Annotated in this window: 14 protein-coding genes and 1 other annotated feature; of the genes, 10 read left to right on the top strand and 4 right to left on the bottom strand. The window is 36.3% G+C overall.

From position 1 onward, the window contains the following. Positions 1-88 precede the first annotated feature (88 nt). Complete coding sequence (locus tag AC4BHA_RS13185; protein ID WP_066106417.1) at positions 89-601, top strand: acyl-CoA thioesterase; 513 nt, start codon at positions 89-91, stop codon at positions 599-601. Positions 602-671: 70 nt separating this feature from the next. Here AC4BHA_RS13185 and AC4BHA_RS13180 read toward each other — a convergent pair whose 3' ends face one another. Then, positions 672-1,253 (bottom strand): YdcF family protein, encoded by a 582-nt coding sequence (locus tag AC4BHA_RS13180; protein WP_066106420.1) that lies wholly within the window; start codon positions 1,251-1,253, stop codon positions 672-674. Between the two features lie 644 nt (positions 1,254-1,897). After that, positions 1,898-2,749 carry an MBL fold metallo-hydrolase gene (locus AC4BHA_RS13175; RefSeq protein WP_490552432.1) on the bottom strand — a complete coding sequence of 284 codons (852 nt, stop codon included), beginning with the start codon at positions 2,747-2,749 and terminating at the stop codon, positions 1,898-1,900. A gap of 341 nt (positions 2,750-3,090) precedes the next feature. On the opposite strand from AC4BHA_RS13175, the gene rodA reads away from it, so the two are divergent. From rodA to AC4BHA_RS13155, 4 genes are all read left to right on the top strand, one after another. After that, positions 3,091-4,263: a rod shape-determining protein RodA gene (gene rodA, locus AC4BHA_RS13170; RefSeq protein ID WP_066106425.1), complete on the top strand. Its 1,173-nt coding sequence runs from the start codon at positions 3,091-3,093 to the stop codon at positions 4,261-4,263. A 243-nt stretch (positions 4,264-4,506) separates the two neighbouring features. Next, positions 4,507-5,634: a GGDEF domain-containing protein gene (locus AC4BHA_RS13165; RefSeq protein ID WP_490552430.1), complete on the top strand. Its 1,128-nt coding sequence runs from the start codon at positions 4,507-4,509 to the stop codon at positions 5,632-5,634. Positions 5,635-6,048: 414 nt separating this feature from the next. Beyond that, positions 6,049-6,735 (top strand): Crp/Fnr family transcriptional regulator, encoded by a 687-nt coding sequence (locus AC4BHA_RS13160; protein WP_066106431.1) that lies wholly within the window; start codon positions 6,049-6,051, stop codon positions 6,733-6,735. Positions 6,736-6,820: 85 nt separating this feature from the next. Beyond that, positions 6,821-7,444 (top strand): hypothetical protein, encoded by a 624-nt coding sequence (locus tag AC4BHA_RS13155; RefSeq protein ID WP_139892259.1) that lies wholly within the window; start codon positions 6,821-6,823, stop codon positions 7,442-7,444. Between the two features lie 79 nt (positions 7,445-7,523). On the opposite strand, the gene argS is transcribed toward AC4BHA_RS13155, so the two are convergent. Continuing rightward, entirely contained in the window at positions 7,524-9,209 is a 1,686-nt protein-coding gene (argS, locus tag AC4BHA_RS13150; protein ID WP_140461733.1) for an arginine--tRNA ligase, read from the bottom strand. Positions 9,210-9,261: 52 nt separating this feature from the next. Beyond that, positions 9,262-9,472 (bottom strand) — a binding site (T-box leader). 142 nt (positions 9,473-9,614) lie between these two features. Between argS and argR the strand changes: the two genes are divergently transcribed. The 5 genes from argR (at position 9,615) to arcC (ending at position 15,086) form a co-directional block, all read left to right on the top strand. Next, complete coding sequence (argR, locus tag AC4BHA_RS13145; RefSeq protein WP_066106440.1) at positions 9,615-10,070, top strand: arginine repressor; 456 nt, start codon at positions 9,615-9,617, stop codon at positions 10,068-10,070. A 231-nt stretch (positions 10,071-10,301) separates the two neighbouring features. Beyond that, on the top strand, positions 10,302-11,534 hold the full coding sequence (gene arcA, locus AC4BHA_RS13140; protein ID WP_066106443.1) for an arginine deiminase: 1,233 nt from the start codon (positions 10,302-10,304) through the stop codon (positions 11,532-11,534). Positions 11,535-11,582: 48 nt separating this feature from the next. Then, positions 11,583-12,593 (top strand): ornithine carbamoyltransferase, encoded by a 1,011-nt coding sequence (gene argF, locus AC4BHA_RS13135; protein ID WP_066106447.1) that lies wholly within the window; start codon positions 11,583-11,585, stop codon positions 12,591-12,593. 70 nt (positions 12,594-12,663) lie between these two features. Continuing rightward, a complete protein-coding gene (gene arcD, locus AC4BHA_RS13130; protein ID WP_066106450.1) occupies positions 12,664-14,079 on the top strand; it encodes an arginine-ornithine antiporter in 1,416 nt (471 codons plus the stop codon). A 44-nt stretch (positions 14,080-14,123) separates the two neighbouring features. Continuing rightward, a complete protein-coding gene (gene arcC / locus AC4BHA_RS13125) occupies positions 14,124-15,086 on the top strand; it encodes a carbamate kinase (protein ID WP_066106453.1) in 963 nt (320 codons plus the stop codon). 101 nt (positions 15,087-15,187) lie between these two features. Here arcC and AC4BHA_RS13120 read toward each other — a convergent pair whose 3' ends face one another. Further along, positions 15,188-15,316, bottom strand: a complete 129-nt coding sequence (locus AC4BHA_RS13120) for a YuzL family protein (RefSeq protein ID WP_077248114.1) — start codon at positions 15,314-15,316, stop codon at positions 15,188-15,190. Positions 15,317-15,428: the final 112 nt, after the last annotated feature.

Below are 15,428 nucleotides of genomic sequence, written 5' to 3'. Positions count from 1 at the left end.
TCTGTACACTGAATCGTATTGGTTGAAACATTCCATATAGTAAGATATAAAAAGAATAAATGAGCGTAGAAGGAAAGAAGGTAACAACTTGGAAACAAAGACATGCAGTGAAACAAGAATTGTAAAAACAAACCGTATATTTCCGAGCGATGTAAACGATCATAATACGTTATTTGGCGGAAAGTTAATGAGTGATATTGATATGACAGCTTCACTTTCAGCGACGAGACATAGCCGTAAAACGGTGGTTACGGCTTCAACAGATTCTGTAGATTTTCTAAATCCCATTACAACCCGGGACTCTGTATGTTTGGAGTCATATGTGACCTATACTGGTAAGAGCTCTATGGAGGTATTTGTAAAGGTAATTGCTGAAAATTTAATGAGTGGAGAACGTAAAATTGCAGCCACAGCATTTCTTACTTTTGTTGCACTAGATGAAGGAGGAAGGCCATGTCGTGTTCCAACCATCGTCCCTGAAACTGAGGAAGAGAAGAAACTGAATGAGACAGGGAGCATTCGCGCTGCTAAACGAAAACTTCATCGTATCCAAAGTAAGGAGCTTGCTGAATACATCACAACAAAAAGACCGTGGGAATAACAAGATGTTACTAAAAAGAAATGCAGAAAATGGGACAGCCATAATCTACATTTCTTTTTTTTGATTCCAATCACCAGCTAATGTCTTTTTTTAGCCGATAGGATGTTATAGCCGCGTACTCCCTGACATGTGACTTCAGCCTTGAAATTTTAGGTGTTTTAGCTGGGATTCCAGTTAATTTTAAATCTAGTTTCTCAGCTATTTTGATTGTTCGATAGAGGTGGTAATCATTTGTTACAACGGCACCAGAATTTAGGTGGCTTGGTATAAGTTCTTTAGAAAATGATATGTTTTCTTTCGTGTTTGTCGAAGCATCTTCGAGAATTAATCTGTTGCTTGGTATACCGTATTCCTCTAATCCTCTTTTCATTGCCTCAGCTTCTGAAATATCCTCACCATCTCCCTGGCCACCGGATAGGATTGCCATACATTTAGGATGATTTATTAAAAAGTCAGCCGCAGCATCAATACGGTACTTTAGTGACAGAGATGGTGTTTCACCTTTTACTCTTGCCCCGAGTACAATAATATAATCAATTGTTTTCTCCTGTTCTTGATTTGCGTAGCGATACATATTGAATTGAAGAATGGATATGTAAATAAGTAAGATTATGATAATAGCTGTAAAACTTATCAATAGAATCCTTTTCACCTTTGGCAGCTCCTTTTCAGCATTTCTAAGATAATCATAAAGGAAATATGGAGGGGTGTGTAAAATAAATAGGTAATAATTAACAAAAAGTTCAAAATGTAGGCATTTATTTGAATGGGATATGAGTTATTATTAAGGCAGAAGGATCATATACAAAGTTTTAACCTATAAAGAGGCTCAATCAACGTGTTTGTTTCGTAGAGGTAAGTCACTGGAAAAGGCGAACAAAGTAAAAATATTTATTATATCCTTAAAATTAAATGGAATTGCAGCATAATTCGTGCGAATCATTCTAACCTTACAGATTATGTGAACGAATGTGATAGAGGGTACAGGGATAGAGAAATGAAATATATAGTTGAGTTTCTTGTAATGTTAGAATACGGAACCTGCATAATCAGCTGATTCGTATTTTATAAGTAACCGATGACAAATGTATTTTAAATTTATCAGCTGTTTATGATTGAGTCTCTTTGTATGTTAACTGAAGGATCCTTCGATTACGGAAATAGAGAAATGAAAAAAGAGATTAGAGGTAGAGAAACTATCTAATCTCTTTTTTTATTTTTATAGAAGGTGATTTAACAGGACATTCTCGATTGTCTATAGAGGCATCAAAAAGGGTGTCCATTTGAAAAAAGTGCCTATTCTTCTTCCTTGTAAATACTGTGTTTCGGAATGGCCATCTCATCAAAATTGGATGCTAGGATGTTAAGCTCTTTTTTTAAATATTCCTCAAGGAGAGGAAGACCATGACCTGTTACAGCAAAGTTTGGATTTAGCTGGTTTAATTGTATGACTGAATCTTTTGCGGCTTTCCAGTCTGTTGTGAAATAACGGGGCGGACCGCTGATTTCTTGTTTTTGAGTAAGGACTTTATAAAGGGATTCCTGTTTTACACCAACAAATGCATCTCCGGCAATCAGGAAGCCGTCATCTTCTCGGTATAATGAAATATGTCCAGGTGTATGCCCAGGCGTATGGATCCATCTCCATCCAGGCATTTCAGGAACACTCCCATCAGCAGGAAGAGGTTGCACTTTATTGCCAAGATCAATGCCGTGATTAGGAAAGAAGCGAGCAATATCCGGAACAAGTCCGCCCTCTGCTTTATAGTCAGGTTCAGGATAATTCTTTTGTCCGGTTATATAAGGGATTTCCAGCTCATGTGCATATACGGGCACATCCCACTTATCCAGTAATTCTTCGAGTGCACCAACATGGTCAAAGTGGCCGTGTGTTAAAATAATCGCTTTTGGCATACTGCCTTCACCGAACCGTTTGTTTACTGCATCAATAATTTCGTCATCTGCTTTAGGCATACCGGCATCAATCAGAACAAAATTGTCTTGATTAGGAAGTCCGGCCAGTGTCACATTGACAATTTGCGTATTCAGGACATAAATATCTTCTTTTACCTCAATACCCATTCCGCTTGTAGAGGAAGTTAAAGGAATATATGTATGACGGAATGTTTGTTTAGATTTATGTTCCATAAAAGATCACTCCTTTAGTCAGCTCTTTAGTAGTATGTACCCTTATTACTTTTCTCATTAACACTAATCATGGAAAATAGAAAAAATTAACGATTTTAAGATTCCTTGCAGATGCAAATGTTTGTAGTTCAAATCTATAAAACTGGTACAATTAGAATCCATTAAAAATAGTAAAAAGAAGAACTGTATTGCAGAAAGTGGAATTGATAATGATTTATATGTATAATTATCTTTTTCAGGAATTATATTCTTGATGCCGTGTCAGTTGTGATTTTATCTTGTTCAAGTATAATAAAGAAAATGGCTACTGGCCTAACTAGTAATGAATATGGTGGTTTATCATGTCTAACAATAAAAATTTCACGTCGAGAATAGATTATGGTCTTCTATTTATTGTATTTTTGCTTTTTATAACAAGCTGTATGGCTATATATAGTGCACAAACGACAGGTCAATATGCCGAAAACTTTCTTGTAAAGCAAATTGTCTGGTATATCGTAGGAATCAGCCTTGCATTTGTGATCATGAGATTTGATGCTGACCAAATGAAAAAAATGAGCTGGTATTTATACTTCTTTGGCTTATTTCTATTGATGACCATTATAATTGCACCAACAAGTATTGCTCCAGTTGTCAATGGAGCAAAGAGCTGGTTTAGATTTCCTGGTATTGGTTCAATTCAGCCATCGGAATTTATGAAGGTATTTCTAATTTTGGCGTTGGCGGCTCTTATCCAAAATCATCATTTGAAGCATCGGATTAAAACACTTCAAACGGACTTCATCCTTTTATGTAAAATCGTACTTACTACAGCTATTCCGATTTTGCTTGTCATGAAACAGCCCGATTTGGGTACTTCTCTTGTCATGATTGCGATTATGGTTGGGATGATTTTTGTATCGGGTATCACTTGGAAATTGCTTTTACCGATATTTGGCGGTGGCACACTGTTAGTTGGAGTTATTTTTTACCTCGTTGTATGGCATCCAAATATTATGGAGAAATATTTCCATGTTAAACAGTATCAATTTGGGCGTATATATGCATGGCTTGATCCGTATAACTATACTTCCTCAGAAGGATACCAGTTAATTAAATCACTATTAGCGATTGGATCCGGCACCACATCCGGTAAGGGATTTGGAAATAGGGAAGTTTACTTGCCAGAAGGTCACACAGATTTCATATTTGCTGTCATTGGAGAAGAATACGGATTCCTTGGTTCAAGTATTGTCATCAGCTTATTCTTCTTATTGATCTATAACATGACAAAAATTGGACTTGAAACTAAAAATGATTTTAATACCTATATATGTGTTGGTGTAATCTGTATGCTGACTTTCCATGTGTTTGAAAATATTGGGATGACGATCGGCTTGCTGCCGATTACCGGTATTCCTTTACCATTTTTAAGCTATGGGGGAAGTTCATTGCTCGGCAATATGATGGCGCTCGGATTAATATTCAGCATAAGATACCATCATAAGAAATACATGTTTTCTACATCTTCATAAGGAAATTAACATTGAATACCTCTTGCTGATCTTAAATCGGCAGGGGGTATTTTTTGTTTAATAACAATCTAATATGGCTCAAAATAGATGTTTTTTATGAATGATAAATTACTATTTTATATTTAGTTTAAGAATATGTTACATGGCAGTTATTGTTATTTTTTATTTTATAATAAAGAGATAGTCATATAAAACCACATAAGTGCGAACTATATAAATAATATGTAAAGAAAAGGTGAATGAATGAGACAAAAGTCATATGGAAAATTACCGGGTTTATTTATAGGATATTATCCGGTATTTCTCACTCTGTTTCTCTTGTTATTAGGCTTGAATTTTATAGTAATCCTATTTGATTATGAACATTTGGAATTTGGAACAATCCTCCTCTCTGGTTTATTGATTTTTGTTATTAGTCTTCAATCCTATTACATATCCAGACAGCCAATAAACGTGGGTGATATGGAGAGGGGACAATCTATTAATTCGATTTTATATGGAATCATTATCAGTGATTCCCAAGGGAAAATTATTGATATAAATCGAGTTGGGAGTGAGATCCTTGGAATAGCAGCTGAAAGTGCTTCTTCTGTATCATTGATTGATGGCCTATGGGGACTCGTAGACAGAAATGGAAATCTAATGCATAAAAATGATATCCCAATATCGGTTTCATTAAATACGTGTAAACCGGTTGAAAAAGAAGTTATAGGCATAAAAAATTTCAAATTTCAACAGCCTATTTGGCTCGAAGTTAGTGCCAATCCTGTTTTAAATGCAGATAAACATATAGAAGCAGTTGTACTCGTATTCAGTGAGATAACTGACCAATTTAATTCAATAAAACTATTAAATGAAAAAAATGAACAATTACGGCAAATGTCATTCACAGATTATATTTTAAATATCCCAAATCGACGTTATTTTAATTCTTATTTAACTGAGGTTTGGCTTGAATCTAAAAAGTCTGGAACACCTGTTACATTATATTTAATCGAAATTGATTATACGAAGGAGTATAGGAGGGATCAGGAATTTACCTATAGTGACCATGTATTAATGGAAGTATCTAAAAAATTATGCGAGGCAGTGAACGGAGAGGGAGTTGTAGCTCATATAGAGGGAAGCAGATTTGCTGTCATCTTTTCAGGACTATTTGGTAAACAAATAAGAGAGAGGCAAGCTGAATTAAGAAATGGGCTTATTCAGCTGACAGATGAAAATAAATCAGCATCCAATATAAATGATTTTACTGTATTTATAGGAGCGTCTACACGGGTAGCGACAGACAATTTAGATTACTCTATTCTTATAGAAGAAGCAAATGTTGAATTGAATCAGGCAAAAATAAGTAGTGCTGCGCGAGTGTAAATGACGTTCCAATTAAATAAATATGGATAGAGTGATAAAAAAGTATGTATTTTAATAATGAATTTATTAAAAATACATACTTTTTTGTTTTTTTATCTACTTTTAATTATTTTAATATAATTTTTTGATAATATTAAAGAAGAGATATTATACATTTTGATAGTAATAGAATAGAAACTATATTCAAATCATACGTATGGTTACTCGCTCCCATACTATATTACTGCAAGGATAAGGTCCAATCGATCAGCATCAGATATGTTTGTATGTCAATGGAGTGAAATAAGGTTAAGTAGAATCTTGCCTTAAAGGGATTTTTATATTGTTATCAGCTCTAAACATATTTTGTTTGCAAGCTGAATTTAATAGAAGAATTGATAGTAAACTGAACAATACATATAAGTGGGTGTTCGAATGAAAGCAAAAGCAATTCAATTATTAAGACAAGTTGACCTATTTTCGTGCTTATCAGAAAAAGAGATAAAAGAACTGGAGCCTTTTATATATGAAAGAACATATAAGAAGGGTCAATATCTATTTTTTGAAGGAGATCCGAGACTCAGGATATATATATTGCTTGAAGGCTTTGTTATGCTTGAAAAATCGAATCAACAGGGTAGCTTATTATATACAAGTTACGTCAAAAAGAACACGGTCTTTCCTTATATGGGCTTATTTAAAAATGAGGACTACAATCACAGTGCCGTTGCAGAAACAGATATTCGGGTCTTCTATATGGTAGCGGATGCATTCGAAAGTATTGTGGCAAAAAACTCTGCACTTCTTAAAAAAGTAATCCTACAAGTCAATGAGTTGCTTGCGGTACAAGAAAATCGAGTTAAAAACGTTATGACCCCTAGTGCACATGTAAGAGTGTTGAATACGATTGATTATTTAATGAATGATTTGGGTGAAGAAGAATCAGGGGTCATTCGTATTAACTGTCCGATTACAACAACCAAAATTTCTGTTATGTCCGGAACCTCCAGAGAAACCGTAAGTATGGTCGTAAATAAATTAAAGAAGGATCAGATTCTATCCATAAAAGATCGAATGCTTCATATTCATAAACCTGAATATTTTGAAGAAGAAGTTATATGAGGAAAATTTATGAACTGATTAATTGAAAATCTCTCCATCTCCCTACTATAATAGGAATATTATACTAAAGGGATGGAGGGGTAATGTGATCAAAACTTCCTATCATACACTGGGAGCAGTTATATTTATTTGGGGGTTAGTATTACAACTGAAATGGCCCGGTCAGGATGAAACTATAGGCCATCAACTGTTTCAAGCGTACTCTATTCCTGTTACAGCCGAGATTGGGGTCTCTTATGTTTGGATTGTATCCATTATCATTCAGGTCAGCGGAATCTTGTTATTTTTGAAATGGCTATTTATGGAGCATCCTCAGATTTTAAAGAAATATATGAAATTTGAACCGGTATTCTTGGTTGTCTTATTGTTTGCTATTCCTTTTGTAATTAACAGTCTATTAAGTACTTCTGCCAAAACGTATATTTATGCTGCTGAGAATGGAGCTAATGCTATAGAATATTTGGAAAGCGAATGTACAATAGAAGAGCAGGATGAAGGTAATCTGTATGAATGCAAAATTATACTGCAAAATTATGAGCATCAATCACAGCAGGTAACGTTGCATTTTCCTGTTTCCGATTCGGTAAAGAAAGAAAAACAAGTAACAGCTTATTTACAGGTTCATGAAAAAAAAGAGATTAGAGTGCAATTTACAGCTGATGAATTAGCCGCTTTCGAAGGGGTACCTGAATTTACAATTCAATCATAATGGTCTTAATAGAAAATATCGGAGAACCGTGTATCATAGAAGCGGTTCTCCGATATTTTTTATTGAAGGTTAGCTGGGATTACATTTCCTGCGGTGCTTCCATTCCTAATAAATGCATGCCTTCTTCAAGAACGATGGTAATTGATTTTATTAAAGCCAAGCGATTTTGCAATTCACTGTCATTCTCTAATATGCGTATATGTCCATAATAGCGATTAAATGATTGAGCCAAGTCAATCAAGTATTTAGCAATAACGGATGGCTCCATTTTTTTGAAAGACCGCTCAATCACGGATGGAAATGCCAGCAAATGCTTTACAATATCAAAGCTATATTCATCACTCAAGCCTGCTGATGCACTAGCAGGAGTAAAGGCCTTTCTAAGAATAGAATGGGCACGAGCATTTGTATATTGTAAATAGGGACCAGTTTCACCTTCAAATTTTAGGATGTCTTCGAGCGAGAATTCAATATTATTCATACGGTCATTTTTCAAATCGTTGAATATAACAGCTCCTACGCCTACTTGTCTTGCAACCTCATCTTTGTTATTTAAATCAGGATTTTTATTCTCAATATTCTTACGAGCAAGCTCGATTGATTCGGCCAGCACTTCCTCGAGGAGGACCACTCTTCCTTTACGAGTCGACATTTTTTTGCCGTCTTTCATAATCATTCCGAATGGTACATGTGAAATGTCGTCAGCCCAGTCAAATCCAAGTTTCTTTAAAACAGCTTTAAGCTGTTTAAAATGTAAGGATTGTTCATTTCCGACTACATATACAGCCTTGGCAAAGTCGTAGGTACGGTAACGGTATAAAGCAGCTGATAAATCCCGTGTTACATAAAGAGTCGCACCATCGGATTTTTTGATTAAACAAGGTGTTAATCCCTCTTCCTCTAATTTGACTACCATGGCACCCTGATCTTCTACAAGCAGGCCGCTATTCTCAATTATTTCTATAACCTCTGCCATCTTATCATTATAAAAAGCTTCCCCATTAAAAGAGTCGAATTGAATGCCAAGCAGCTCATATATTTTCTCGAATTCCTTCAGGGATTCTTCTTTGAACCATTTCCATAATTTCGTGGCTTCTTCGTCCCCATCTTCCAGCTTTTTGAACCAGTCACGTCCCTGTTGCTCTAGCTCAAGTTCTGTTTCGGCTTTTTCATGAAAGATAATATATAACTTTAAAAGTTCGCTGATGGGACTCTTTTTAACTTTTTCTTCATTTCCCCAAGCTTTATAGGCTACAATTAATTTTCCGAATTGAGTGCCCCAATCACCAATGTGATTAATTTTAACAGGGGTATAACCGCATTTTTTAATAATATTGGCTATAGAGGCTCCGATTACTGTGGAGCGAAGGTGCCCCATCGAAAAGGGCTTGGCGATATTGGGTGAAGACATATCAATTGCGATATTTTCACCATGTCCAAGAGAAAGTGTGCCGTACTGATGTTGATCAGTTAATATCGTATTCATTACTCTTTCACTGATAGACTTTTTATCGAGGAAAAAGTTAACATACGGTCCAATAGCTTTTACATCCTCATAACGTTCATCCTTTAGTTGGTCAGCTAATGTTACTGCAATTTTCTGCGGAGATTGCTTCCACAGTTTTGCGAGAGTGAAACAGGGAAATGCCAAATCTCCATGCTCTTTGTTCTTTGGGGTTTCGACCAAAGACAAGCATGTTTCAAGATTTAAGTCACCTTTTAGTACTTCATTCATATGAGAAGCTACATCTAGTTTTATATCCATATCCTCAGCCTCCAGTAAAATATAATAAAAAAAGCCCGCCTCTTAAAAATCTTTAAGAGACGGGCTGTAAACCCGCGGTACCACTCTGCTTGTTCTAATGAACCACCTTAACTTTATAACGGAAAAGTCCGGCCCAAACTACTAAAGTTGTTCGAATGAGCATTTCAGAAGGGCGTTCCTTAAAACCATTAATACCAGGCTCTCACCATTCCCGGCTCGCTATAATTTGTATTTTAAGTACTATTCTTCATCATAAATATTATCTTTATTATTTTATATACAAATAGTATAGAAATTCCGAATAGAAAGTCAATACAAAATATTCTTTTGTATGAATATATTGCTCATCTATGCACAAATGAGTATAAATAGAATTATAGAACTTAGTAAAAGGAGTATTTTATTATGAATAAGGAAAAAAGACTCGCTATTATTAAGCAGGTAATTCAGAATAATGAAATTAAAACTCAGGAACAGCTGGTCGAAGAATTATCTAAGCAAGGGTTGCATATTACACAAGCCACCATTTCTCGAGATATCCGGGAATTAAGCCTGGTAAAATATCCATCTAAGACCGGAGGGACGAAGTATGGATTTATCGGAGATCATAAGTACAATGACACAATGAAACTACGTAAAAAAATGCAAGACGCATTATTAAATATTGAAAGAATAGAATATTTTATTATCCTAAAAGTATTACCTGGCCATGCCCACTCATTTGGGGCAATTTTAGATGAACTTGAGTGGGAAGAGAAGGCGGCAACTATATGTGGGAATGATACCTGTATGATTATTTGCCGTACAATCCATCAAGCAGAGGCCCTGGAAGAAAGGTTAAGAACAGTTGCAAATTTATAAGAAATATTTTTTTATATTTCAAGTATGATATGCAAAAAAATATACATAGTTATGCGAAATAATAGGAAATTAAAAACAATTAATTGAATATTCATACATAAACTTTTCTATTTAAAGAGATTTATGTGAGGATTTACACATTTTTTGTGTGTAAAAAATCACAAATCTCTTTTTTTCGTTCCTTTACACTAAAAATGTAAGAAAAATAAGGTGTGCAGGAGGAAAGGCAATATGACAAATCCAATTCATGTTACTTCTGAAATCGGCACTTTAAAAACTGTAATGTTAAAGCGTCCCGGAAAAGAAGTAGAAAATCTTACTCCGGAATATCTGGAGAGACTATTGTTTGATGATATTCCTTATTTGCCGATTATTCAGGAAGAGCACGATTATTTTGCTAATACACTAAGAGATCAAGGAATAGAAGTTTTATACCTTGAGAAGCTTGCTGCAGAATCTCTTACAAATCCTGAAGTGAAAGAGGAATTTGTTAGCCGCATGCTTGAAGAAAGCAATGCAAAGGTACAGGGTACATTTGAAAATCTTAAAGAGTATTTATTATCATTTTCAAATGAAGACATGGTTGACAAAATTATGTCCGGTATCCGCAAAAATGAACTGGAGATCAGCAAAAAAACACATTTGTATGAATTGATGGAAGACCATTATCCATTCTATACAGATCCAATGCCAAACCTGTATTTTACGCGGGACCCGGCAGCAGCTATCGGAAACGGTTTAACAATTAATAACATGCGCGAACCTGCAAGACGCAGAGAGTCCATGTTCATGGAATATATTATCAAGCATCATCCACGTTTTGCTGGTAAAGATGTTCCTGTATGGCTTGACCGTACTTATCATAACCCAATTGAGGGGGGAGATGAACTGGTATTAAGCCCAGAAGTAGTCGCAATCGGTGTTTCAGCAAGAACATCTGCTAAAGCAATCGAAAAATTCGCGCTTAGCATCTTGAATAAACAAAATCAATTCAAGAAAGTAATAGCTATTGAAATACCTAGCTGCCGTGCATTCATGCACCTGGATACTGTATTTACAATGGTAGACTACAATAAATTTACAATGCATCCGATGATTCAGGGACCTGGCGGTAAAATGAATATTTACATCCTTGAAAAAGGCGCTGATGAATTTAATGTAAATATCACACACCGTACTGACATTAAAGAGACTTTAAAAGAAGTGCTTAACTTGCCTGAACTTGAAATCATCCTTTGTGGTGACGGAGATGAAATCGCAGCTCCACGTGAACAGTGGAATGATGGTTCCAATACACTGGCGATTGCACCTGGTGTAGTTGTTACATATGACCGTAACTATATCTCAAACGAGTGCTTACGCAAACATGGTGTAAAAGTTATTGAAATCAAAAGCTCTGAATTGTCTCGTGGCCGTGGGGGCCCACGCTGCATGAGCATGCCTCTAGTACGTGAAGACATTTAATAAAAGATTTAGTTGATTAAAAGGTTATCGTTGGAGGGAGTATATAAAATGATTAAAACAAGACCAGACCTTAAAGGTAGAAGTTTCTTGGCTGAGAAAGATTTCACTGAAGAAGAATTCTTACACATGATTGATTTTGCTGCTGAGTTAAAGGAAAAGAAAAAACAAGGCATTCCTCACCGTTATATGGAAGGTAAAAATATTGCCTTATTATTTGAAAAACCATCAACTCGTACACGTTGTGCTTTTACGGTAGCTTGTACTGATTTAGGCGCTCATCCTGAGTATCTTGGAAAAGATGATATCCAACTTGGAAAAAAAGAATCTATTGAAGATACTGCTAAAGTTTTAGGCCGTATGTTTGATGGTATCGAATTCCGTGGCTTTGAACATGCAAAAGTGGAATCTTTGGCTGAGCACTCCGGAGTTCCTGTATGGAATGGTCTTACAGATTTATGGCATCCAACTCAAACTTTAGCGGACTTCTTAACAGTGAAAGAAAATGTAGGCCACTTAAAAGGCGTTAAATTCGTATACGTTGGGGATGGCCGTAACAACGTAGCAAACAGCTTACTTGTCGGCGGTGCAAAAGTTGGTATGGATGTACGTATCTGTTCACCGGAATCTTTATTCCCAGAAGCATCTATTGTTGAACTTGCTAAGGAATTAGCAAAAGAGTCCCAAGGCCGTGTAACAATCACATCTAATGTTGAAGAGGCAGTATCCGGCGCTGATGTTATCTACACAGATGTTTGGGTATCAATGGGAGAAGAAGACAAGTTCGCAGAACGTATCGCTTTATTAGCTCCATATCAAGTGAATATGGATATGATCAAAATGACTGGAAATGACAACGTGATCTTCTTACACTGCTTACCGGCATTCCATGACTTAGAAACTTCTTATGGTCGTGCGATTCATGAAGAGCACGGATTAGCTGAAATGGAAGTTACAGATGAAGTCTTCCGCAGCAAGCATTCCAAAGTATTTGATCAAGCTGAAAACAGAATGCATACAATCAAATCTGTAATGGCATTGACATTAGGAAATATTGAATAAGTAGATGAGCAGGGAATTGGTTCTACACAATTCCCTGCTACCATTATCAAATTAACGAGGTGAAGAAAAAATGGCAGAAGATAAAAAGATTGGCTTATTTGCCTTAATTGCCATTGTTATAGGTTCTATGATTGGAGGAGGAGCATTTAACCTTGCTTCAGATATGGCTGGTGCAGCTTCTCCCGGTGCAATTATTTTAGGATGGACAATTACTGGTATAGGGATGGTCGCGCTAGCGTTATCTTTCCAAAACTTGAATGATAAAAGACCGGATCTTGATGGTGGAGTTTACAGCTATGCTTCAGCTGGATTTGGTAAATTTATGGGATTCAACAGTGCTTGGGGTTACTGGCTGTCTGCATGGTTAGGTAACGTAGCATACGCTACACTTTTGTTCTCTTCCATTGGTTACTTTATCCCTATGTTTGAAGGTGGACAAAACATAGCTGCAATCATTGGTGCCAGCGTATTGCTATGGGCTGTGCATGCTTTAGTTTTACGAGGAGTTCACTCAGCAACACTTGTAAATACAATAACAACAATTGCAAAATTAGTTCCTATTTTCCTATTTATCATTATTGGTATTTTTGCTTTTAATGCGGATATTTTCTTAGACGACTTCTGGGGAACTGGTGCTGGCTTCAAATTTAGTGATGTTATGTCCCAAACAAAGAGCACTATGCTTGTAACACTTTGGGTGTTCATTGGGGTTGAAGGAGCGGTTGTTTTATCCAGCCGTGCGAAAGACAAAAAGGATGTTGGTAAAGCGACTGTCATTGGTTTGATTAGTACGTTAATCATTTACGTATTAATTAATATTATGTCTATCGGTGCAATGAATCGTGCAGAAGTAGCCGGTTTGGCTAATCCGTCTATGGCATATGTGTTTGAAGAAATGGTAGGTCCATGGGGAGCAACATTCATCAATCTTGGATTAATAGTCTCTGTCCTAGGTGCTTGGTTGGGATGGACATTGCTGGCATCCGAGATTCCTTACTTAGCAGGTAAGGATAAATTATTCCCTAAATGGTTTGCAAAAGTTAATAAAAATGGGGCTCCGTCTAATTCTTTATGGATTACAAATGGTCTGATTCAAGTGTTCCTATTGACATTCCTTGTATCTGAGCAAGCTTATAACTTTGCATTTTCATTGGCATCTTCAGCTATTTTAATTCCGTATGCATTTACAGCATTCTATCAATTGAAATATTCCTTACAAGATACTGCCGCAGATCGCGTGAAAAACATTATTGTTGGTATTGTGGCAAGTGTATATGGTGTTTGGATGGTTTATGCAGCCGGTATTGGATACTTACTATTAACTATGCTTTTATATGCACCAGGTATCCTGATTTACAGAGCTGTACAGAAAGAAGCGAATATTAAACAAGTATTTACGAAAACAGAATTGGCTATTGCAGCAGCGTTTGTTGTATTTGCCGGTATGGCGATTGTTGGATTGATCAATGGAACTATTTCCATTTAATGAGTTCTAAATACAGACTGATTTTTGGAGGTATTGAATCAACTATGGAAAGAAAAAAAGTAGTGATAGCTTTAGGCGGTAATGCCATTCAATCCGGAGATGCCAGTGCAAAGGCTCAACAGCTGGCACTAGAAAAGACAGCTGAACAGCTTGCAACGCTTGTTGAAAATGGAATGGATATTATCATTTCGCATGGTAATGGTCCACAAGTAGGAAATATCCTTCTTCAGCAAAAAGCGGCTGATTCAGAGAAAAATCCAGCAATGCCACTTGATACTTGCGGAGCGATGTCACAAGGTATGATTGGATACTGGTTGGAAAATGCCATGGACAAAGCCCTAAGCAAAAGAGGAATTCATAAAGATGTAGTGGGCATTGTAACAAGGGTCGTAGTTGATGAAAACGATGGCGCCTTCAAGAATCCTACAAAACCGATTGGTCCTTTTTATACAGAAGAGGAAGCGATGAAATTGATCCAGGAGACTGGTGCTTCCTTTAAGGAAGATGCAGGCAGAGGTTGGAGAAGAGTCGTTCCTTCACCGAAACCGGTCAGCATCCTGGAGCATAAGAGCATTAATAGTCTTGTGGAAAGTGGAAAAATTGTTATTTCTACAGGAGGCGGCGGTATCCCAGTTATGCAATCTGACGACGAGTTGATTGGTGTTGAGGCAGTAATCGACAAGGATTTTGCTTCTGAGAAGTTAGCAGAATTAGTGGATGCAGACTCATTAATTATTTTGACTGCTGTAGACAATATCTACATAAACTACAATCAGCCTAATCAGCAAAAACTGGAATCTATTTCAACCAATGAAATAAAGGCATTGGCTGAAGAAGGTCACTTTGCACCGGGCAGTATGCTTCCTAAAGTAGAAGCTGCTATTCAATTTGCAGAATCAAGACCTGGCCGTACTACTATTATTACATCTCTCGAAAAAGCATTAGATGCATTGAAAGGAAATGCGGGAACGATTATATCTATGCAGGAAGAGACAGTAATGGCATAATGATGAAACACATACCCCAAATCATTAGATTTGGGGTATTTTATGTGCGTTTAATAGGAGCGAAAAAGTACGCCTTGTACATAGTATAAAACAGGTGCAGACTATTTTTTAAACTGGTTATTTTGGCTGTTTACCTTATTATAATGTTTTTCATGGTGCGGACCAGCATTGCCTTTTACACTTGCCGCACTGACTCCTTCTTTGCTTGGATTCTTTTTAAGCTTCGCCATTAAATTCACCTCCAGTAGTAGTTTGACCAAATAAAAACTTTCTAACAAATTACCATTTTTATGGCTTTTTTAATTGCGGAATTTTCGAAAATCTTTTATAGTTAAAGATGTA

It is taken from the genome of Pradoshia sp. Z3_51, assembly GCF_058215915.1.
This window is presented reverse-complemented; position numbering and strand designations above follow the sequence as displayed.